This is a genomic window from Desulfovibrio subterraneus, assembly GCF_013340285.1.
GTDB lineage: Bacteria > Desulfobacterota > Desulfovibrionia > Desulfovibrionales > Desulfovibrionaceae > Halodesulfovibrio > Halodesulfovibrio subterraneus.
The window spans coordinates 1-269 of sequence record NZ_BLVO01000017.1 but is presented as its reverse complement, the minus strand read 5'-3'; the positions used below and the strand labels follow the sequence as shown (position 1 = coordinate 269).

Below are 269 nucleotides of genomic sequence, written 5' to 3'. Positions count from 1 at the left end.
TCTGGCACCAAGGCATCCACCAAATGCCCTTAATAACTTATTTTTCTTAGACTTCCTTTCCGTCCCTATCGATTGTCAAAGAGCAGAGGCATAAAGCCTCAGCCAAGTGTAATACTTGGATCACATGCACCACTCATCGTGTTGCGTGCTACCAACCATTCACTTGTCAAAGAGCGCGAAGCTCCTTGCAATTAAATAGCGAGTTGGACAAATTTCCTTAAAGGAGGTGATCCAGCCGCAGGTTCCCCTACGGCTACCTTGTTACGACT

At 46.5% G+C, this 269-nt stretch carries 1 rRNA gene; it reads right to left on the bottom strand.

Annotation, left to right across the window (positions count from 1 at the left end):
* Positions 1 to 219: 219 nt before the first annotated feature.
* Positions 220 to 269: ribosomal RNA gene (locus tag HUV30_RS18320) — 16S ribosomal RNA — on the bottom strand; the annotation flags it as partial.